Below are 21,747 nucleotides of genomic sequence, written 5' to 3' on the forward strand. Positions count from 1 at the left end.
GCGCGTTTTTTATTGCCCTGTAAAAATGCGTTAAAATTCATCACTCGGTCAAACTCCTTCGCCTGAGTCCTTGCACTTTAGGGGGCAAGAAATCTAAGATGGCTGCGGCTAACTTATGTGCTTAGCGCAGATAACAGCCCTTGTTGCAGGAAGTGACGAAGTTGTCGTTAGTAAGCGAGTTGCAAAAGGCAACTCAACAGCATTTTGCTCAATCGAGGAATCATAATGTCAAAAATCAATTTACTTTTGCTGTGCGGCGGTGGAAGTGCGGAACACGATATTTCCCTACTGTCGGCTAATTATTTTGAAACCTCATTAGCAAAATCCGAGCAGTTTAATGTACTGCGCGTGGTACTGGATAAATTTGGCCAATACCAAACCGCCGCAGGCGATGACTGTGAACTGACCAATAACCGCGAAATTCGCTTCCGTGATGAGACCAAGCCCGCATGGCCTGTGGATTATGTCATTCCTTGTATTCACGGCTATCCGGGGGAAACGGGCGACATTCAGTCTTACTTTAATCTTATCCAACTGCCCTACTTTGGTTGCGAATCCGAAGCCAGCAGCAACTGCTTTAACAAGATCACCGCTAAGATGTGGTTCAGCGCCTTAGGCATTCCTAACACACCTTATATCTTCTTAAATCAATACGATGATGACGCGATTGCCCAAACCCAAGCAGCGCTCGAAAACTGGGGGTCGATTTTCGTTAAAGCCGCATCCCAAGGCTCATCGGTCGGTTGCTATAAAGTCGATGACAGCAGCAAAGTGGCTGACGTGTTAAAAGATGCCTTTGGCTACGCGCCCTATGTGATCGTCGAGAAAACCATTAAGGCCCGTGAGCTGGAAGTCGCGGTCTATGAGTATCAAGGCGAAGTGGTTGCGACCCTGCCGGGCGAAATCATCTGTGATAGCAATACCTTCTACACCTTCGATGAGAAATACGCCAAGAGCAGTAAGGCACGCACCGATGTGGTCGCGCAAAATGTGCCAACTGACATTAGTGAGCAGATCCGCGCCTATGCGATTAAAGCCTTTAAGGGCATGAAGCTGCGCCATCTGTCACGCATCGACTTTTTCTTAACCCAAGATAATGAAATTCTACTCAACGAAATCAATACCTTCCCGGGTTCGACGCCGATTTCAATGTTCCCTAAGATGTTGCAAAACCATGGTCATGATTTTACCGAATACTTAAGTTTGGTGATTAACGGCCAGTTAGCGGCTAAGTGATAGACCGAGTGATAGGCTAAATAAACTGAAAAGCGCGCCTATATAGCGCGCTTCTTTTTTGAGGTTGGTTTGAACTCATTATGAATGGTGATGAGCCGCAGCCTGCTCGGCAAGTAACTCAAAAAATGCCGCCTTGGGCATGGGCTTATAAAAGATATAGCCTTGAATTTCTTGAATATGGTTTTCCATCATCACCTTAAGCTGCGCCTGGGTTTCGACCCCTTCTGCCGTCACACTCAAATTCAGCGCATGACTTAAGCGCACAATCGCCTCTATCAATGCGAGATGGCGCTCCCCTTCATCTAACCTATCGATAAAACTCTTATCGATTTTGATTTGATCGATAGGAAAATTCGCCAAATAGGATAAGGAAGAATAACCGGTACCAAAGTCATCGAGGGAGATTTTAATGCCTCGTCCGCGTAACTCGTTCAGCACTTGGATTAAATGCACATGCTGTTTCATCAACAGCGATTCAGTGATTTCTAAGGTGATAAGCTCGTAGGGAAACTCAATTAACCCCAGCTCTTCGATAATATCGGCGAAGGAGTCGCAAAACGCATCCTGCAACTCGTGGGACCAAAACTCAAAGGTCGACACGTTAACCGCTAAATTGATTGGCCACCCCAGTGCTTGCATGTCGATAATGGTTTGCATCACAGCTTTACGTACATAGCGACCAATATTAACGATTAAACCGCTGTTCTCGGCGATAGGAATAAATTCATCGGGGGAAATAAACTGCCCCTCGTGCTGCCAACGCAGTAGCACTTCGGCCCGCAAAACCAGCCCAGTTGTCGCATCCACAATCGGCTGAAAATACAACTCGAAGGCTTCTTGCTCTAAGGCTTGTTTCAACAGTGTATGTAAATTCGCAATACGCTCGGCATTCTGCTGCATTTGCTCGGTGAAAAAATGGTAGCGGTTACGGCCATTGGCCTTGGAGATATACATGGCCTGATCGGCGCAGTTTAAGAGCTGTTCCAAATCCAGCGCATCCTCGGGAAAGCGCGCAATCCCAATACTCACAGAGCTATACACCCCTTTATCTTGGGACAGCTCATAACGGCGATAAACCTGCTGGTTAATTTTCTCCGCCAGTTGTGACAATTCTCTTTGTGTCACAAGGCCCGGCAGCAGCAGCGCAAACTCATCGCCCCCTAGGCGTGAAAATACCGCATGCTCATTTAAACAGGTCTTAATCTGCTCCACGACCTGCACCAGCAGCGCATCCCCTTTGTCGTGGCCGTAGGTATCGTTCACTTGTTTAAAGTTGTCCAAATCCATCAGCATAAAGCTAAAACCTGGGGTTAAGCTGTCGGCGGAGATCAGCTCTTGGATTTGTCTAAACAAGGCATTACGGTTTGCCAGCCCAGTGAGGGAATCATTGTTGGCTTGATACTTAATTAACTGAGCCGCCTTTTTACGCTCACTGATATCAGAAAATAGCCAAGCAAAACCATTCTCGTTGCTATGGGGCTCACGAAACACGGTCACGGTTAAATCGAGGTAAAAGGTTTCACCGTTATTGCGCAGGCCAATCAACTCACCCTGCCACATTTTGCCCTCAGACAGATGTTGAAACAGCGAATCGATTTCGTGGGGCTCAGAGGGAGAGAAAAAGTGTTCGGGGCAAAAATCATGAATATCAGTGGTTTCAGGATAAACCATCTGGGTAAACGCATCGTTAGCATAGAGCACGGAATGGCTGGCATTGGTGATGACTAACGACAGAGGTAGGCGATCAAATATTTTCACCGCAAGGCGCTGAAACTCGAGTGACCGACTGCGCTCTACCGCTAAACTCGCCAGTCTCGCCGCCTCGGCAATCAAGGTTAAATCCGCGGCAGTCGGCGATTTAACCTCCTCATAATACATGGCAAAACTACCTAGAACCTTGCCTTGAGTATCTTTGATGGGTTCAGACCAACAAGCCCTCAGCCCGTGGGTTAATGCAAACTCTTTATAGAGTGCCCAATAGGGATGGTGTTCAATGTCATCGACAATCACCCGCTGACCAGTAAATGCCGCGGTACCGCAGGAGCCAACCCCAGGACCAATTTCGACCCCATGAATGGCTTGGTTATAACTATCGGGTAAATGGGGCGCTGCGCCCGTGAGCAGCTTTTTGCCGTCTTCGCTGAGTAGCAATACGGAGGCATGCGTGCCTAAACGCTGATCTTCAATTTTTAACACTAAAGCATGGAGGATTTCTGCTAATGGCGCGCTATTGAGCAGCATAGACAAGATGCCATTATAGCATTCTAAGCTAACGCTTTGATTAAAATGAGCATTAATCTCGCCGATACTGCCCGTAACCGCAATTCCTTCGTCCATACATCCCTTAGTCAATTAGCGCTTAAGTTAACGACCTTACTAAGATGAACAATCTTTGTAAATCAGGGGTGAATTTTAGGTATTTAGGCGCACTAAAGCAACTTTTCAATGATGGATGAAAACGTGCTTTAGTGGCGAGATAAAATGCGGGTTTATTCTTGAATTCGCTCAAGTTTTGCTAAATAAAAGCCATCGAAACCCGTCTCGGCGGGACTGATGGTTTCATCTTCGAGTAAACGGAAATTGGGGTTTTCCGCTAAGAAAGCATCAACTTGGCCGCGGTTTTCACAGGGGAAAATTGAGCAGGTCGCGTATACCACAATGCCACCAACCTTCACCATGCGGCTATAACTGCTTAAGATATGCTTTTGCAGCTCCATCAGTACCGGCAAACGTTCGGCGGTATCACGCCATTTGGCATCGGGATTGCGCTTTAAAACCCCTAGGCCAGAGCAAGGCACATCGAGCAGTACACGATCGGCGCTGAGTTTTAAGCGTTTAATGGTTTTTGAGCCAACAATTAATCGGGTTTCGATATTGTGGGCACCATTACGGCGGGCGCGTTCCTTGAGGTTGTCGAGTTTCCATTGCTCCACATCCATCGCCAATAAACGGCCTTTGCCCTGCATCTGCGCGGCGATATGTAGGGTCTTGCCACCCGCTCCCGCACAGGCATCGATCACTCGCATTCCCGGTTTGGCATCGAGCGCGGCGGCCACACGTTGTGAGCCCGCATCTTGCTGCTCAAATAGACCGTCTTTAAAGCTGTTAGTGCGAAACAGCGCGGAATCAGAGGTCACTTCAAGGGCTGAATCAACGCCCTCCACCGCTTGGGTGGTGACAAACTCGGCTGCCAGTTTTTGCGCTAGCTCATCACGACTCACTTTAAGACCATTGACCCGCAGGAAACGTTTAGGCGGAGTGCTTAAGGCGGCGCGCTCCTTCTCCCAAGATGCACCAAGTTGGGCTTGACCCATAGCATCTAACCATTCTGGGCAACCGTCCCAAAGTACGGGTTGGCGCTGCGCCTGCTCGATACGCTCGGCTAAACGCTCGGCATCGACTGGCAAGGAATACTGCATCTTAGGCAGTTCTAGCTTGTGGAATAAATGCCACACATTAAGCAGCTTGGAGCCTAAGCGCTCCATTTCTTCCGGCTTAATTTCGGCTAAGAAACAATACAGATTTAACCGACGCAGAATATCGCCCGTCACAGTGGCAATACGCGCCTGTTCGGCGGGTACTAACTTTAACCCCGAAAAATGCTGAGAATAGGCCCGGTCTAAGGGTTTTCCTTCGCTCAGTACCATAGCTAAGATACTGATCACTAATTCATTCGAGCTGGCAGAAAGCGGAGAATTCAACATTTACAGGTCACCGTGAGTAATAAAACCGGGGGATCATAGGAGGTCAGGCACTAATACGCAAGTAAACAGATGCCCAGTTGCCTTTTAGAGGCAAAAAAGTCCAATAAAAAAGCGATCCATGGGGATCGCTTTTATCGAATCGGCCAATGCCTTTACATCTTAGAGCCTTTCGCTCCATAGAACAGGATAAAACCATAGCACACCACTGGCAGAATAAAGGCCAATTGAATGCCTAAGTTATCGGCTAATACGCCTTGTAACAATGGCACAATAGCACCACCCACAATGGCTAAACAGAGAATACCGCTACCCTGCGACGTGTGCGGACCGAGGTCACGCAGCGCTAAGCTGAAAATTGTGGGGAACATAATGGAGTTAAATAATCCCACACCCAAAATCGCCCACATCGCCAGCGTGCCGCTGCTGGTGATCGCTACCAGCACCAACAATGCCGCCATCAAGGCATTGAAAGCCAGCACTGTGCCAGCAGGGATTTTTTGCATTACCGCCGAACCGATAAAGCGCCCGACCATAGCGCCGCCCCAGTAATAGGCGATGTAATGGGCCGCTTGCTCTTCTGGCATGCCGACGATGTGTGATTCGCCGAGGAAGTTAACTAAGAAGCTACCAATCGACACTTCTGCGCCCACATAAACAAAAATCCCCACCGCACCTAACACCAAATGGGTGCTTTGCAGTGCGCTAGTCTTGCCTAAATGAGTTTGTACTTCGCCCGCAGCGGCTTCGCTGTGTTCACGGATCACTGGCAAATCGAGCTTAGCGAAAATCACCGCCAGTACGGCTAGCGCGGTCGCTAACAACAAATAAGGCAACTTAACCACTTCCGCCTCGGCATTGGCTTGCGCTAATTCAGAGGATGCCGTGGCTGCAACGGACAAAATCAAAATCGAGCCAAAAAATGGCGCAACTGTAGTCCCTAGTGCGTTAAAGGCTTGCGTCAGGTTTAAGCGGCTCGATGCCGTCTGGCTGCTGCCTAGCGCGTTAACATAGGGGTTAGCCGCCACTTGTAAAATCGTGATCCCTGAGGCCAGAACAAACAGCGCACCGAGGAACAATCCGTAGGTCGCAAAGGACGCGGCGGGATAGAACAAACCACAGCCGATACTCGCAATCACTAACCCTGTGACTATGCCTTTTTGATAACCGAGTCGTTTCACTAACTGCCCCGCCGGGATCGACACCAGAAAATAAGCGCCAAAGAAGCAGAACTGGATCAACATCGCTTGGGTGTAATTGAGTGAAAACACCGCCTTAAGATGGGGGATCAGAATATCGTTCAGACAAGTAATAAAGCCCCACATAAAAAACAGTGAGGTCAATGAGACTAACGCAAAACGATAATTACCGTTTCCCGCCTCGCTCACGCTGCTCGTGTGGCTGCTGGTGTTTATAGATGACGCCATAGTTGTGCTCTCTAATCATGTTTTTATTATCTAAAGGGAATGTCCCTTAGGCGTTTTCGTACCACGACAGGCAGTCACAATGAATTTGTGCTGCCTATCCGAAGTGGTGTTATGCCCGGTTGAAAACTAGTTCAACAGCGCATAAAAGCAGGCGTAGGCCGAAAATGTCAATGTGTCGGCGACCCTTTGCGCAGTTTTCAACCCGTGACCGGTAATTTCTTGCTGTAGGTTGAGCTCCTTCAGTGACCATTCAATTTCCTGATCTAACAGATTGAAGCACACCAGTAACTTTTGCTCACCGAGCGTGCGCACAAATACCAATAAAGGTTCAGGCGCGTCGAGGAACTCAATCTCCCCTTCGATTAAAATAGGATAGCCTTTGCGCCACGCGAGGAACTGACGATAACCCTGCAGCATTGATGCGGGATCGGCTTCTTGCACATCGACCGCCAATGCTCTGTGTGCATTCGCCACAGGCAACCAAGGTGTTACTTGGCTAAAGCCGCTAAAATCGGCGTGCTGTTCCCACGGCATCGGAGTGCGGCAACCATCACGGCCCTTAAACATTGGCCAGAAAGTTTTACCGAAGGGATCCTGCAATTCATGGTATTCAATTGGCGCCTCGGTTAAGCCGAGCTCTTCCCCTTGGTAACTACAAACACTGCCGCGAAGTGAGCTGAGCATGGCATTAAGCATTTTCACCATGTCGTGGGTTTGCTTGCCCCGTCCCCAACGGCTGGCGACGCGCTGCACATCGTGGTTACCAATCGCCCAGCAAGGCCAACCATCACCAATACTCGCTTCGAGTGCCTCGACGGTTTGGCGAATATAAGCGGCGCTATAGTCATCGGTCAGCAGCTCAAAACTGTAGGCCATATGTAAGCGGTCTTCACCCTTGGTATAGGCAGCCATCACGGCGAGAGAATCCTCAGCGGAGACTTCGCCTAAAGTCACGGCGCCCGGATAGCGATTGATCAACTGGCGTAATTCTTCAATAAATAGAATCGTTTGCGGACGATCATTATTGTAGTAATGGTACTGATAGGCATAGGGATTATCTTCACTGAATCCGCGACCTTGGCGTTTATCCTTAGGTTTTGCCGGATTATCCCGTAGCTGCTCATCGTGATAACAGAAGGTAATGGCATCTAAGCGGAAACCATCGACACCTTTCTTCAACCAAAACTCCACATTATCTAACACGGCTTGACGCACTTCAGGATTATGGAAGTTTATATCGGGCTGACTGCGTAAAAAGTTGTGCAGATAATACTGTTGTCTGCGCGGTTCCCACTCCCAGGCGCAACCACCGAAAATCGCTAACCAGTTGTTTGGCGCCGTTCCATCTTCTTTAGGATCGGCCCACACATACCAATCGGCCTTACGATTGGTGCGGCTCTCGCGGCTCTCACAAAACCAAGCATGCTGATCTGAGGTATGGCTGAGCACTTGGTCGATAATGACTTTAATGCCGCGTTGATGGGCTTTTTCAATCAGCTCATCGAAATCCTGCATCGAACCAAATAAGGGATCGACCTCACGATAGTCACTGATATCGTAACCAAAATCGTCCATGGGCGATTTAAAGAACGGCGAAATCCAAATGGCATCCACATTCAGGCTGGCAATATAGTCCAACTTGGTGATAATACCGCGCAGATCGCCAACGCCATCACCATTAGTATCCAAAAGGCTACGTGGATAGATTTGATAGATCACGGCTCCACGCCACCAAGTTAACTCACTCATATTGCCCCTTTATCCTTATTCTTCAGCGCGCTAACCCAAAAACTCTCACATGAGCAGTTACAATCATGTTACTGCGGAGTAAAGGCGCTACGGCTTGTATTAGTGGCAACGAGCATACGTGAACAGGGAAATAAGGTTCAATACGCCTGCATACGTATGCAAAACAGACTATCATTAGACTTGTCTGATAAAGATAAAATTAACCCTTTACTAACATAAGGTTGCGTTGAAATAGCCGGAGATAAAATCGGAGTTTTTTTGGCCGAAATGCCGGTTTTGGCAGGCCAATGACCTATTGAATACGTATGCACAATATTGTGACGCCAAGATTCTCGGGAGTAGTATCTTCACCGTTGCATAACAATTTGGTCACAAACGCAGCACTTATGCAGTCAATTAAGCGCCGAGATACCAAAAAAAGGCCGCAAAAACAATGCGGTAATAACGATAAAACGCTCTACATAAGCGGTAAAAAGCGACTTCAAGGGGAAGATAGAAATGATGCGATTTAAACCCAGCTTGCTGACCTTAGCACTCGTTGCTGCTGGCGCCAGTATGCACTCCTACGCAGCAGATGATGTAAAAGAAAAAGACCTAAAAGCCAAAGATGCCGAAATTGAAGTAATCCAAGTTAAAGGCTTCAGAACCAGTGTGATCAAATCGCTTAATGAAAAACGTTTTGGCGATACCGTATCTGAATCTATCTCTGCCGACGACCTCGGCGCCCTGCCCGACCAATCTATCGCCGATGCGTTAACCCGTTTACCAGGCGTCACCGCTGTTCGTACTGGCGGCCAAGCTAGTGGTTTGAACATCCGTGGTCTGGATGGCGATTTCGTGTTTGCAACCCTCAATGGCCACGAACAGGTGACCACTGGTGGTAAACGTGCCATTGAGTTTGACCAATATCCATCCGAATTAATTAGTCAGGCAGCGGTTTACAAAACACCTAAAGCCTCGCTGATCGAAGGCGGCGTGGCCGGTACGGTTGAATTAAAAACCGCCGATCCGCTGAAGAATGACAAAGATCAATCATTCAATATCAATGCCCGTGGCAGTTTTAACGATCGCGCCGATGAAATCTCCGATGCAGAGCAATACGGCAATCGTTTAAGTCTCGCTTATCAAGGTAAATTCCTCGAAGACACCTTAGGGGTGGCAGTAGGCTATGCCCACCTGTATCAACCTTATGTTGCAAGCCAATTCATTGGGTTACGTTTTAATGATGATAAAAAAGACGTTAACGGTGACGGTGTAACCGAAGCGATTAGTGAAGGTTTTGAACTGCAACAAAAAGGCGGTGACGATACCCGTGATGGTTATATGGCTGCTATCCATTGGCAACCGAGTGATAGCCTAAGTGTGAAGGGCGATCTATTCCACTCTAAATTTACCTCTGAAAACTTTGCCCGAGGTTTCCGCGTCAAGTCATTGAAAAACGGCACTATCAGTGATGCCGTTGTCGAAAACGGTTCTATGACGGGTGGTACAGTCTCTACTGATGGCACGGATAACTTTGCGGTTTTCGTGATCAACGATAACGACTCAAAATACTCAGAATTGACTTCAGGCTCATTGAACCTTGAATGGAATAACGGTGGCGCACTGACAGTGGCGGCCGATGTCAGCTATTCCAAAGCCGATGGTGAATTCGTTAACGGCGGTACTCGCGCCGTATTGTACGATGATCTAGGCAATGAAGTTCGTTCAGCTGAATCTGTTACTTATCAACTGAATGGTTTAAATCCTGCGGATGTCAGCTTTGCTAACGACTATACCAATACCTCGACCCTAGGTCTGAAAGAAGTGGGTATGTGGCCGTATAATCAGCAAAACGATCTGATTGCCTACAAGCTCGATTTTAACTATGTCTTAGACACCAGCTTTGTCTCTTCTGTTGATTTTGGTGTGCGTTATGCTGAACGTGAATTCAACGCACAGCGTTCACAGGCAGGTTACGGTTTCGAGTTTGGTAAAAACCCTGATAATCAACCAGTCCTAGCTCTGAACGGCGATATGGCCAAAGTGGTTGATTTTGGTGGTGAATTAGCAGGTTACCCAAGTTTCCTCGCCATTGACTTTAACAAAGCCATTGAACTGGTGAACGCACAACTGGCAGCAACTGGCCAATCACCTTTCACTCCAACGGCGAACTGGTCAAATAACTGGACCATGATCCAAAGCGGCGCGGTCAATGAAGATGTATTAGCCGGTTACGTGCAGGCAAACTTAGACTTCGATATCGGCGATGTTAAAGTCACAGGTAACTTAGGTGTACGTGTCGTACACACAGATCAAAGCAGTACGGGTCTGCAACAGGTGGGTTATGGTTTAGGTGAAGCCATTACCGATGAACAAGGCGTCGTAAGCACGGATTATATCCGTAACAAGGTCGGCAAAACCTATACCGACTACTTACCGTCACTGAACTTAACTTTCCACCTGACTGAAAACGATCAACTGCGTTTTGCAGCGGCCTCTGTGATGTCACGCCCACCAATCGACAAGTTAAAGTCAGGTATGGGTTCTTGGTATGACGATTCTGCTACGCCAGGATACAAAAAGTACAATGCGTGGGGTAACACCAGTCCGTTATTAGATCCTTTCTATGCGGATCAATATGACTTGTCCTACGAGCACTACTTTGAAGAGTCTGAGGGTGCGGTCGTTGTGGCCTTGTTCTATAAAGATATTAAATCTTTCATCAACAACTTCACTATTCAACCATTTGATTTTGAAGCGAATGGCTTTATCGTGCCCGATACCATTATCGACAATGGCGTTGAGTTCCCAGTTGTTAAAGATGAAGGCCAATATCAAACAGCCATCAACAACGATAAAGGCGGTTATATCCGTGGTATCGAGTTAGGCTATACCCAAGTGTTTGATTTCCTGCCGTCACCTTTAGATGGTTTAGGTTTCACTGGTAGCTATTCCTATTCAGACAGTGAAGTGGAATTCACCACAGACTTAAGCGGTTCTAACCTGACCATTCCATTACCAGGTCTGTCTGAAAACGTGCTGAACACTACCCTGTTCTACACCTTAGATGGTTTCGATACCCGTGTGAGCATGAGATACCGTAGTAGTTATGTGTCAGAGCAAGTTGCGGTTGAATCTCAATTGGCGTTCTTTGATGCAGAAACGATTGTGGATTATCAGGCTTCTTATGCGCTGGACAACGGCCTTAAGTTCCTGTTCCAAATTAATAACCTCACCGATGAGCCTAATAAAACTTACTTTGGTGAAGAGCATCAAACCGGAACAATTCAATACTTCGGTAGACAATATTTCCTGGGTTTAACCTACTCTCTGTAAGTTGTCATCGTAAAAGCCTGCTTCACTGTGAAGCAGGCTTTTCTTTTTACCCATAATAATAGTGAGATGATACGCCGCTCTTTATTTCTAAAGTCACACTTAAAACCTACCCGATAAAAGGCCCATAGTATGATACGTCACAGTCTACTCTTCGCCCTTGTGTTAACCGCCTCTTCTCCCTTATCTATTTCGGCACAGACCAACAATAGCCCCGTCAGCAGTACAGCATCTTTTCATCTCGAGCCACTCTCTTGGTGGGCGGGCATGCATAATCCTAAGTTGCAACTGATGCTCCACAGCAATGCACTGCCCGCGGATGCTACGCAACTTAAGGTTGAGATTACTGGCCAAGATGTGGTGTTTGAAGGGGTTGAGCAAACGGATAATCCCCATTATTTGTTTATCAATTTAGACTTGCGCCAAGCCAAATCGCAGACCATTGATATCCGCATTGTCGCTGGCAACAAGCAGCTCTTCCAACTGCCCTACACTTTAGCTGATCGGGCAGATGGCAGCCGCGAACGCCAAGGTTTTAGCAATAAAGATGTTATTTACCTTATCACCCCAGACCGATTCGCCAATGGCAACCTAAGCAATGACAATCAGGCCGATATGCTCGAGCATGCGGCGCCTGATAATTCCGATGGTCGCCATGGCGGCGATATCGAAGGTATACGCCAGCACTTAGATTACTTAGCCAAATTAGGTGTCACTCAGCTGTGGATCAACCCACTGCTTGAAAATAACCAAGCCCAATACTCCTACCATGGTTACGCCATTACCAATCTCTATCGGGTCGACCCGCGTTTTGGCAGCAATCAGGATTACCAAAAGTTAGTCACAGAGGCCAAACAACATGGCCTTGGGGTGATTAAAGACGTAGTGCTTAACCATATTGGCTCAAACCATTGGTGGTTAAAGGATTTACCAAGCAGTGACTGGCTCAATTATCCACTAAAGCCCGATACAACTGACGCCCAAACGGCTCCTGCGGCCAGTTCTACCAGCCCTAGTTCTACCAGCCCGAACTTTACCAGTCATAGGCGCACCACAGTGCAAGATCCCTACGTCGACACACAGGATAAAAGTGACTTTGTCGACGGTTGGTTTGTCGATTCGATGCCCGATCTCAATCAGCGCAACCCAAAGCTTGCGACTTATCTTATTCAAAACAGCATTTGGTGGGTGGAATACGCAGGGCTTTCGGGCATTCGCGAAGACACCTATTCCTACGCCGATAAAACCTTTTTAGCCCAATGGTCAAAGGCCTTAATGACCGAATACCCACATTTTAATATTGTCGGCGAAGAGTGGACCGCCAACCCCATTACTGTCTCCTATTGGCAAAAAGGCAAAATCAATGCCGATGGCTATACCTCGGATTTACCAAGCCTGATGGACTTTCCACTCTATGAAAAGCTGGTTGAAAGCCTGAACGAGCCCGAAGGCTGGGATACTGGTTTTATCAAGCTTTACGAGATGTTAGCGAATGATGTGGTGTATGCTAACCCAAGCCAGTTAGTCCTCTTTGAAGGCAACCACGACACCAATCGGATTTATAGTCTGCTGAAAGAAAACCTGCCGCTGTACCAAATGGCCCTCACCTATGTGTTAACGGCCAAACGCATTCCACAGCTGTTTTACGGCACAGAAGTATTAATGACCAGCCCAACCGAAGGCCGCCACGACGGTGTAGTGCGTAGCGATTTTCCGGGTGGCTTTGCCAATAGCAAGGTCAACGGTTTTAGCGGTAAAGGACTAAACGCAAAACAGCAGCAAGCGCTTGCGTTTGTGCGCGCCCTACTCAATTACCGCAAACATTCAGCCGCGCTGCAAACGGGCGATTTACTGCACTTTGTGCCGCAAAACGGCATTTATGTTCAATTTCGCTGCGCGGCAAAACATGCCACAGCGGGAAATGCCTGCTACCAAGCCGATGCGGATAAAGTGATGGTGATTTACAACAAGAATGACCAAGCACAAACGCTGGAGTTAAGCCGCTTTAGTAAGGTATTGGCAGGCAATACTTCGGCAAACTCAGTCTTCACAGGTGATAAGTTCATGCTTAATCAATCAGTTACTCTGCCACATGCTGGCGTTATGTTGCTTGAGCTTAATCACCAATAACCCATACTCAATCAAACAGCTAAGCATGCTTAGCTAACAGCGCGGCCAAACCATAGTTTGGCCGCCAAGTCAGTAAAGGAATCTAGGTTGAATTTTCTATTATCTAACAGCAGCAAACGTCGCGCTTATCGCTGGCAACAGGGATTTAGCGTACTGGCCCTCAGTAGCATTAGCGCCTTTTGCACCATGGCCGCACCAGCAATCACCACTCAAGCAACGGCGTTACAAGCGGTGGCGGCTAAAACCATGGCTGCCAATCCAAATGTGGCCGAAGGCGAAATCCTGCCAGCCCATCATAATGGCGAGCAAGCAGACAAGTTTAAGCCCGTTGTTTATCAAATTTTTACCCGACTCTATGGCAATAAAAACACCACCAATAAACCTTGGGGCACGATTAGCGAAAACGGTGTGGGTAAATTTAATGATATTGATGACGCAGCGATCAAAAGTATCAAAGACTTAGGCGTTACCCATGTGTGGTATACGGGTGTGCCCCACCACGCCTTAATTGGCGATTACAGTGCGATTGGCGTCAGTCACGATGATCCCGATGTGGTTAAGGGCCGAGCCGGTTCGCCCTATGCGGTTAAAGATTATTACAACGTAAACCCCGATTTAGCAGTCTACCCCGCCAAGCGCTTACAGGAGTTTCAGGCACTTATCGAGCGCACCCACAAGCAAGGCTTAAAGGTGATTATCGATATAGTGCCCAACCATGTGGCGCGTAATTACCATTCCATCACTAAGCCCGAGGGCGTGCGCGATTTTGGTGAAGACGATAATCAAACCCTTGAATATGCAAAGCATAATAACTTTTACTATGTGACTGATAAAAAGCAATCCTCTGGCTTTCAAGTGCCCGATTTGCCTGATAGCCTCAAACCGTTAGGCGGCGAAGCGCATTCCCTAAGTGATGGTCAATTTAAGGAAATCCCCGCCAAATGGACGGGCAACGGCTCACGCCTTGCCAAGCCGGATATGAACGACTGGTATGAAACCGTTAAAATCAATTACGGTGTCCGCCCCGATGGCAGCCATGATTTCCCTACACTGCCGCCACGCTATGCCACACTCGGCGCCGAGCAGCACTATGCTTTTTGGCAGCAACATAGTCATGAATTACCTAACTCTTGGATCAAGTTCAATCAAATTGCCCAGTATTGGTTAGCGATGGGAGTCGATGGATTTCGTTACGATATGGCCGAAATGGTGCCCGTCGAATTTTGGAGTTATTTAAATAGCCATATAAAACATAGTCATCCAGAAGCTTTTATCTTAGCAGAGGTCTATAACCCAGCGCTGTATCGCGACTATATTCAGCTCGGCAAAATGGATTACCTCTACGACAAGGTCGATCTTTACGACACTCTCAAAGCCATTATGGCAGGGCAAAAAAGTACCGCGCAGATCGCCGCGGATCAGGCCAAAGTCCAAGATATCGACTCGCATATGCTGCACTTTTTAGAAAATCACGACGAGCAACGCATCGCCAATGCCGCCTTCTTAGGCGCCTTAACTGGTAACACCTCAACAGATGCGGTCGATCCCCGCTACGCCCAGCCTGCAATGGTGGTGTCTGCGACCTTAAGTACCTCACCCACCTTGATTTATTTCGGTCAAGAAGTGGGAGAAGCGGCGACGCAAAACCTAGGCTTTGGCCATGCTTCGCGCACCAGTATTTTTGATTATGTGGGTGTACCCGCCCATCAGCGCTGGATGAATCAAGGTAAGTTTGATGGCGGCCAATCAACTGCCACAGAAGTTGCGCTACGCACCTATTACCAAAAATTATTGAACCTCAGCACGGGGAAAAATGCGCCCGCGCTCTTAGGGAAATATGACTCGCTGGATGCAGCTAACCGCAGCGCGTTATCAGCTGCAAAGGCTAGCAATAAGGCTAACAATAAGACAAACAATGGCAGCGCAACGGGTTATGATGACTCAACCTTTGCCTTTGTCCGCTTTGAGGCCAATACCGCCGCTAACAAAGGTCAAAAGCTGATTATTGTCAGTAACTTTAGTCAAACCCAAGCCAAGTCATTCTCCCTTAAACTGCCCCAATCTCTGATTGCGCAATGGCAGTTAACCGATACAAACTATCCGCTTAAGGATTTACTGGAAGATCATACGGCGCAGTTAATCGTCGAGCGAGGTGAAGGACAAGTTCAGTTGCAGCTTGCACCTCTCTCCTCCGCGATATTTGAACTCGTCCATTAGCCCGTTAGCGAAGTAAGAAAAAATCTTAGGTTAGCGCCAGAGTCACACTTAGTTGTGACTCTGGCTTTTTTAAAACACACTAGCGTAAACATCAGTTAAACAGTACAGAGGCAAGCCATGTTACTCGGCATTCACCATGCAGCGATTATTTGCAGTGACTATCAAAAGTCCAAACACTTTTATGTGACGATTCTTGGCCTTAGCGTGCTTGCAGAGCATTATCGAGAGGCGCGCCAGTCTTACAAACTCGATTTACAACTGCCGGATATGAGTCAAATCGAGTTGTTTTCCTTCGATAATCCTCCCAAACGCCCAAGCTATCCCGAAGCCTGCGGTCTTAGGCACCTTGCCTTTCGCGTCGCATCGATTGAAACGGCGATCGAGCATCTTACGGCCCATGATATCGCCGTCGACCCCGTCCGCATCGACGAATACACTGGCAAAAAATTTACCTTCTTTAGCGATCCCGACGGCTTACCCCTAGAGTTATATGAGCTATAACCAGAATCCTCACTGTATTAAAAATATAAATAAAACAGCGCACTAAAATAGTGGATTCACGCAACGAATAAGATGAATAAAACTTAATAACACCAAGGGATATTTAGCAGTAGACTCAATTCATGGGCGCAGCACTAGTCCATCGTTTGACCAATATGACTGAGTTAAAGACCTGCGCTTACCAAGCGCTAATCATTGAGGAACTCAAGGTGTTTGATAATCCAGCATTATTGTTATGGAGTTTAGTCTTTGGCCTCTTTGGTCTTGGCTTTTTCACCTACGGCAAACGCCAAGCCGCCCCCATCCCACTGGCCGTCGGCCTCACCCTGATGATTTACCCTTATTTTGTCACCAATCTCGCACTACTTATCGCCATCGGCATCGCCCTTATCGCACTCCCCTATTTTGTAAAAATATGATTTTAATAAATGAAGATCTAAAAACTAGGAATACGTTGAGATAAGAAAAGAGAAAATTTTTGAGTGACGGGCAAACATGCTGCTCCTACCGAGAGTAAGCTATGCATTTGCTCGACGACGCGCAACAAGTCCATCCGCGGATGTAGGGCCGCCCGTCTGATATGAATGGATTCAAGAATGCCGCGATCGCATGGATGCCAAAAAGCGGCCATGGGGCGGACGGTCGTCTCGCAAATCACCATGGCTCACCTGTTTAGCAGCGGCATAATCTTTTGTTTTTAAAGAAATACAAAACAGTTTGAGGACAATTTCAATTTAGTTTTTTTGCTAACTTAGCAATTCATGAGTAACTTCACTTATGAAAAATCACCTAATTTATTGCCTAATTCCGATGATTCAGATCACTATTTAACGCTGAAGAATCCCCTGATGATTTACAAATAAATCATCAAATTAGGGTGGAAGCGCATCTTGTTGCATGATCAAATGGTTTCGCTAAAAACTACACTTGGACAACAAGATGCGCGAAGCCAATATCCTACAACATTCTTTACACCAATACTGCCCAGAACTTCACCTAAAACGATTAAACAGCTTGATGCTGGCCTCTAAGGCACTGATTGAATGTAAGACACTGACCTTGACTGAGTTAGGTCGAAATTTACCAACCACGGCCCGAACCAAGCACAACATCAAGCGCATTGATCGTTTGCTCGGCAACACGCATCTGCATCAAGAACGGTTAGCTGTCTACCAATGGCATGCCAGCCTCATCTGTTCTGGTAACCCTATGCCGATTGTGCTCGTCGATTGGTCAGACATCCGAGAGCATAAACGCATCATGGCTCTGCGCGCCTCAATAGCCTTCAATGGCCGCTCTATTACCCTGTATGAGAAGTCCTATCCCCTATCAGAACAATGCTCTAAGGCCTCCCACAACGGTTTTTTAGCGGACTTAGCCAAGATTTTACCTTTGCATGTTACCCCTCTCATCGTGACTGACGCGGGGTTCAAAGTGCCTTGGTACAAAGAGGTTGAGGCGCATGGTTGGTTTTGGCTAAGCCGTATTCGCGGTACAGTTCAATTTGCAGATATTGGCGCTGAAAATTGGCGTGCAGTTCGCAGTACACATGACTTGGCCAACGGTCAAGCGAAGAGCCTGGGTTGTAAGACCTTGACCAAAACTAACCCTATCAATTGCCATCTCACGCTTTATCGTAGCAAACCTAAGGGGCGTACAAATCAGCGTTCAACGAGGACTAATTGCCACCATCCATCGGCAAAAACGTACTCAACATCGGCGAAAGAGCCTTGGGTGTTAGCCAGCAATTTACCACCAGAATCTCGGAGCCCAAAGCAGCTGGTAAACCTGTACGCCAAACGTATGCAAATAGAGGAAACCTTTCGTGACCTCAAAAGCCCGGCATACGGCTTTGGCTTACGCCAAAGTCGTACCAACAGTCCAGAGCGATTCGACATCATCCTACTGATAGCGTTGATGGTTCAATGCCTGTTGTGGCTAGTTGGTTTACACGCACAGCAACAGGGCTGGGATAAGCATTTTCAGGCCAATACCATTGGGCATCGAACGGTACTCTCAACGATTCGCTTGGGATTGGAGGTACTCAGGCGCGGTGTTTTTCAAGATAGTTGTCACTCTTTGTTTAAATATTAAGCTGCATTTATTACGCCTTCTTCTGGTGCCTTATCTGGGTTGAGTGTTACAGCGCCAACCGCTTCACAATTTCTGATCTCTGTAGACCAACGCATCGGTTTTCTTTCCTTCGCCGCCTCAAGCACTTTCTTGCGCTTCGCTAAAATAGCGCCATCTTGCAGTGCATGACGTTGCCCTGGTGAGACAAAATTTAGCTGGCTGTGTTTATGCTCATCGTTGTACCAGGTTACAAACTTTTCCACCCATTCTCTTGCTGTTGCTAAGCAGCTAAAACCTGATGCCGGCCACTGTGGGCGGTATTTCAACGTTTTAAATAACGACTCTGAAAAGGGGTTGTCATTACTCACCCGCGGCCGACTTAATGATGCCGTAATACCAAGCTCTTCCAGCTTGGCTTTCATGGTCAGTGACTTCATCGGCGCCCCATTATCAGAATGCAGCACTAATGGCGTGTTAAAGCATTGCTCGCGTAACAGACAGCGTTGGATTAGCGCAGCGGCATATTCCCCACTTTCTTGCTCATGAACTTCGTAACCCACTATTTTTCTACTGTAAATATCTTCAAACAGGTACAAATAGTAGAACTGGCCTTTGACGATTGAGGCTAAATAAGTGATGTCCCATGACCACACTTGATTCGGCCCATCTGCCCGATAACTCAACGGTTTGCTTCGATTGACCGCAGCCTGAGTGCGGCCACGATGGTTAAGTTGACCATGAGCATTTAACACTCTGTAGAAGCTGGATTCCGAGGCGATATAAATCCCGTTATCTAATAATGTTGGCACAATTTGCGACGGGGGTAAGCTGGCGTACTCCGCTTGATTGCACACACTTAATATCTGTTGTCGCTCATGTTCTTCGAGTTTATTTGCTGGCTCTGGTCGAGCTGCTGTTGGCCTTAAATCAGCTTGCACTTGACCTTCTCGATACCAACGTCGATAGGTACGCTTACTGAGGCCCGTTTCAGCACAAGCCTTATAAAGGCGAGCACCATTGGTATAGGCCTCTTGGATTAAGGCAATCAATGCTATGCGCTCAGGCAAGGGGGTTAGCTCTCCTCGCTGTCGTCCCCCCAGAGCGCATTGAGCTTTTTTCTGAGCACCAGTAACGCAGCAGCTTCAGCCAGCGCTTTCTCCTTATAGCGCAATTCCCGTTGCAGCGATTTGATTTCGGCTTTGTCAGCCTTAGCCTGCTGTTTAATGGTTTTAGTTTGTACTTCTGAGGTTTGAAAACCAGCTAAACAATCCTGTTTCCACTGCTGTACTTGCTCGCGGAACAAGCCCTTTTCACGGCAATACTGGTTTATCTCCGCTTCCGACAGCGGCGCTGTTTCAATAATCACGGCAAGTTTTGCTTCAGCCGACCAATCATCGGCTGTTAATGTTTTACCTGGCACGGGGCGACCTTCTTTTCTGGCAATATCTCGCCAATGATACAAGGTTTGCACCGCGATGCCTTCTTCCCGAGCGACCTCTGCGACCGTTAAGTTGTGAGGAGGTAATAATTTTTTAAGGATCGCTTCTTTACGTTCTGGTGAATACCGAGCCATATCGTTCTCTTTTGCCGCACCCTGTCTTTAAACATAATGATTATTTAGGGGTGACAACAATCCTGACACAGGGGGGGCGGCCTGATTATCAAATCACGGAGAAAGAATTGCTGGCGGCCTGGGTATTACGGTGTTTTTCAAGATAGTTGTCACTCTTTGTTTAAATATTAAGCTGCATTTATTACGCCTTCTTCTGGTGCCTTATCTGGGTTGAGTGTTACAGCGCCAACCGCTTCACAATTTCTGATCTCTGTAGACCAACGCATCGGTTTTCTTTCCTTCGCCGCCTCAAGCACTTTCTTGCGCTTCGCTAAAATAGCGCCATCTTGCAGTGCATGACGTTGCCCTGGTGAGACAAAATTTAGCTGGCTGTGTTTATGCTCATCGTTGTACCAGGTTACAAACTTTTCCACCCATTCTCTTGCTGTTGCTAAGCAGCTAAAACCTGATGCCGGCCACTGTGGGCGGTATTTCAACGTTTTAAATAACGACTCTGAAAAGGGGTTGTCATTACTCACCCGCGGCCGACTTAATGATGCCGTAATACCAAGCTCTTCCAGCTTGGCTTTCATGGTCAGTGACTTCATCGGCGCCCCATTATCAGAATGCAGCACTAATGGCGTGTTAAAGCATTGCTCGCGTAACAGACAGCGTTGGATTAGCGCAGCGGCATATTCCCCACTTTCTTGCTCATGAACTTCGTAACCCACTATTTTTCTACTGTAAATATCTTCAAACAGGTACAAATAGTAGAACTGGCCTTTGACGATTGAGGCTAAATAAGTGATGTCCCATGACCACACTTGATTCGGCCCATCTGCCCGATAACTCAACGGTTTGCTTCGATTGACCGCAGCCTGAGTGCGGCCACGATGGTTAAGTTGACCATGAGCATTTAACACTCTGTAGAAGCTGGATTCCGAGGCGATATAAATCCCGTTATCTAATAATGTTGGCACAATTTGCGACGGGGGTAAGCTGGCGTACTCCGCTTGATTGCACACACTTAATATCTGTTGTCGCTCATGTTCTTCGAGTTTATTTGCTGGCTCTGGTCGAGCTGCTGTTGGCCTTAAATCAGCTTGCACTTGACCTTCTCGATACCAACGTCGATAGGTACGCTTACTGAGGCCCGTTTCAGCACAAGCCTTATAAAGGCGAGCACCATTGGTATAGGCCTCTTGGATTAAGGCAATCAATGCTATGCGCTCAGGCAAGGGGGTTAGCTCTCCTCGCTGTCGTCCCCCCAGAGCGCATTGAGCTTTTTTCTGAGCACCAGTAACGCAGCAGCTTCAGCCAGCGCTTTCTCCTTATAGCGCAATTCCCGTTGCAGCGATTTGATTTCGGCTTTGTCAGCCTTAGCCTGCTGTTTAATGGTTTTAGTTTGTACTTCTGAGGTTTGAAAACCAGCTAAACAATCCTGTTTCCACTGCTGTACTTGCTCGCGGAACAAGCCCTTTTCACGGCAATACTGGTTTATCTCCGCTTCCGACAGCGGCGCTGTTTCAATAATCACGGCAAGTTTTGCTTCAGCCGACCAATCATCGGCTGTTAATGTTTTACCTGGCACGGGGCGACCTTCTTTTCTGGCAATATCTCGCCAATGATACAAGGTTTGCACCGCGATGCCTTCTTCCCGAGCGACCTCTGCGACCGTTAAGTTGTGAGGAGGTAATAATTTTTTAAGGATCGCTTCTTTACGTTCTGGTGAATACCGAGCCATATCGTTCTCTTTTGCCGCACCCTGTCTTTAAACATAATGATTATTTAGGGGTGACAACAATCCTGACACAGGGGGATTATTCGCCAATCAGTTGCTCAAATA

The 21,747-nt window shown here is 47.5% G+C and carries 12 protein-coding genes and 1 pseudogene; 7 read left to right on the forward strand and 6 right to left on the reverse strand.

The annotated features are described in order from the left end of the window. Positions 1-225 precede the first annotated feature (225 nt). Complete coding sequence (locus N7386_RS12255; protein WP_011717239.1) at positions 226-1,236, forward strand: D-alanine--D-alanine ligase; 1,011 nt, start codon at positions 226-228, stop codon at positions 1,234-1,236. A 78-nt stretch (positions 1,237-1,314) separates the two neighbouring features. Here the strand turns inward: N7386_RS12255 and N7386_RS12260 are convergent, their stop codons facing one another. The 4 genes from N7386_RS12260 to N7386_RS12275 form a co-directional block, all read right to left on the reverse strand. Next, positions 1,315-3,573 (reverse strand): EAL domain-containing protein, encoded by a 2,259-nt coding sequence (locus tag N7386_RS12260; protein WP_279768731.1) that lies wholly within the window; start codon positions 3,571-3,573, stop codon positions 1,315-1,317. A 152-nt stretch (positions 3,574-3,725) separates the two neighbouring features. Next, positions 3,726-4,940, reverse strand: a complete 1,215-nt coding sequence (locus N7386_RS12265; RefSeq protein ID WP_279768732.1) for an RsmB/NOP family class I SAM-dependent RNA methyltransferase — start codon at positions 4,938-4,940, stop codon at positions 3,726-3,728. A 152-nt stretch (positions 4,941-5,092) separates the two neighbouring features. Next, entirely contained in the window at positions 5,093-6,364 is a 1,272-nt protein-coding gene (locus N7386_RS12270; RefSeq protein WP_086903252.1) for a sugar MFS transporter, read from the reverse strand. 126 nt (positions 6,365-6,490) lie between these two features. Next, on the reverse strand, positions 6,491-8,113 hold the full coding sequence (locus tag N7386_RS12275) for an alpha glucosidase (protein ID WP_279768734.1): 1,623 nt from the start codon (positions 8,111-8,113) through the stop codon (positions 6,491-6,493). A gap of 498 nt (positions 8,114-8,611) precedes the next feature. Between N7386_RS12275 and N7386_RS12280 the strand changes: the two genes are divergently transcribed. From N7386_RS12280 to N7386_RS12305, 6 genes and pseudogenes are all read left to right on the forward strand, one after another. Beyond that, positions 8,612-11,431 (forward strand): TonB-dependent receptor, encoded by a 2,820-nt coding sequence (locus N7386_RS12280; RefSeq protein WP_011622897.1) that lies wholly within the window; start codon positions 8,612-8,614, stop codon positions 11,429-11,431. A gap of 129 nt (positions 11,432-11,560) precedes the next feature. After that, positions 11,561-13,558, forward strand: a complete 1,998-nt coding sequence (locus tag N7386_RS12285; RefSeq protein WP_279768737.1) for a glycoside hydrolase family 13 protein — start codon at positions 11,561-11,563, stop codon at positions 13,556-13,558. 87 nt (positions 13,559-13,645) lie between these two features. Next, positions 13,646-15,775: an alpha-amylase family protein gene (locus N7386_RS12290; protein WP_279768738.1), complete on the forward strand. Its 2,130-nt coding sequence runs from the start codon at positions 13,646-13,648 to the stop codon at positions 15,773-15,775. A 117-nt stretch (positions 15,776-15,892) separates the two neighbouring features. Beyond that, positions 15,893-16,276: a VOC family protein gene (locus N7386_RS12295; protein ID WP_279768739.1), complete on the forward strand. Its 384-nt coding sequence runs from the start codon at positions 15,893-15,895 to the stop codon at positions 16,274-16,276. A gap of 122 nt (positions 16,277-16,398) precedes the next feature. Continuing rightward, the gene (locus N7386_RS12300; RefSeq protein WP_279768740.1) at positions 16,399-16,695 is read left to right on the forward strand and encodes a hypothetical protein; all 297 of its coding nucleotides are present in this window, start codon (positions 16,399-16,401) and stop codon (positions 16,693-16,695) included. Between the two features lie 520 nt (positions 16,696-17,215). Then, positions 17,216-18,325 (forward strand): annotated as a pseudogene (locus tag N7386_RS12305) (IS4-like element IS10A family transposase); the annotation flags it as partial. 41 nt (positions 18,326-18,366) lie between these two features. Here the strand turns inward: N7386_RS12305 and N7386_RS12310 are convergent. Continuing rightward, a protein-coding gene (locus N7386_RS12310; protein WP_086937296.1) for an IS3-like element ISSpu6 family transposase occupies positions 18,367-19,922 on the reverse strand; the annotation gives its coding sequence in 2 pieces (ribosomal slippage) (positions 18,367-19,460 and positions 19,460-19,922; 1,557 coding nt in all). Between the two features lie 167 nt (positions 19,923-20,089). Next, positions 20,090-21,645 (reverse strand): IS3-like element ISSpu6 family transposase gene (locus tag N7386_RS12315; protein WP_086937296.1). Its coding sequence is split into 2 segments (ribosomal slippage): positions 20,090-21,183 and positions 21,183-21,645, totalling 1,557 coding nucleotides; the frame shifts between segments, so codons are not numbered across the junction. Between the last annotated feature and the right edge of the window lie 102 nt (positions 21,646-21,747).

This window comes from Shewanella sp. GD04112 (assembly GCF_029835735.1).
In the GTDB taxonomy this organism is placed as follows: Bacteria; Pseudomonadota; Gammaproteobacteria; order Enterobacterales; family Shewanellaceae; genus Shewanella.